The following is a 1,049-nucleotide window of genomic DNA, read 5'->3' as shown; positions in this document are numbered from 1 at the left end:
CCTCGCCCCAGCCCGTGCCGTCCGCCTCGTCCGAGAACGCCCGGCAGCGCCCGTCCGGCGCCAGCCCGCGCTGCCGGCTGAACTCCAGGAAGGCGGCCGGCGTCGTCATGACCGTGACCCCGCCGGCCAGCGCCGTATCGCACTCGCCGGCACGCAGCGCGCCGATGGCGGAGTGCAGCGCGACCAGCGAGGAGGAGCAGGCGGTGTCGACGGTGACGGCCGGACCCTCCAGCCCGAGGGTGTACGAGATGCGGCCGGAGACCACGCTGGCGGCGTTCCCGGTGCCCAGGAAGCCGTCGCTGTCCTCGGCGGCCTCCCGCAACACGGTCGTGTAGTCCTGCCCGTTGGTGCCGGCGTACACCCCGGTGCGGCTGCCGCGCAGGCCGCGCGGGTCGATGCCGGCGCGCTCGATGGCCTCCCAGGAGGTCTCCAGCAGCAGCCGCTGCTGCGGGTCCATAGCCAGCGCCTCGCGCGGCGACACCCCGAAGAAGCCCGCGTCGAAGTCCGCCACCCCGGCGAGGAAGCCGCCGTGCCGGGTGTAGGTGGTGCCCTCCCGCTCCGGGTCCGGATCGTAGAGCGCCTCGACGTCCCAGCCACGGTCGTTCGGGAACTCCACGATGCCGTCGCCGCCGGCCGCCAGGAACTCCCAGAACTCCTCGGGAGTGGTCACGCCGCCCGGGAAGCGGCAGCTCATGCCGATGACGGCGATCGGCTCGTCGGCCGTACGCCCGGCGGCCGGTGCCACGTGGCCAGCCCCGGCGCGGTCGGCGCCGAGGAGTTCGTCCCGGAGATGTTCGGCGACCGCCGCCGGTGTGGGGTGGTCGAAGATCAGCGTCGCGGCGAGCGGGACGCCCGTACGGCGGGTCAGCGCGTTGCGGAGTTCCAGCGCGGTGAGGGAGTCGAAGCCCAACTCGGTGAAGGCCCGTTCGGTGTCGACACGCTGCCCGGAGGCGTGCCCGAGCACGGCGGCCACCTCGGCGCGCAGCAGCCCCAGGATCGTGGGGTAGCGCTCGTGCTCGGGCAGCGCGGCGAGCGTCGCCGCGAGCCCG

At 74.7% G+C, this 1,049-nt stretch carries 1 protein-coding gene; it reads right to left on the bottom strand.

Annotation, left to right across the window (positions count from 1 at the left end; genetic code table 11):
* Window positions 1-1,049, bottom strand: a 1,049-nt coding sequence (locus AN216_RS00405) for an acyl carrier protein (RefSeq protein WP_139140819.1), incomplete at both ends; no start/stop codon positions are given.

It is taken from the genome of Streptomyces oceani (genome assembly GCF_001751245.1).
Lineage (GTDB): Bacteria > Actinomycetota > Actinomycetes > Streptomycetales > Streptomycetaceae > Streptomyces > Streptomyces oceani.
Note: the sequence above shows the minus strand (reverse complement) of the source record. Positions and strands in the feature narration are given on the sequence as shown.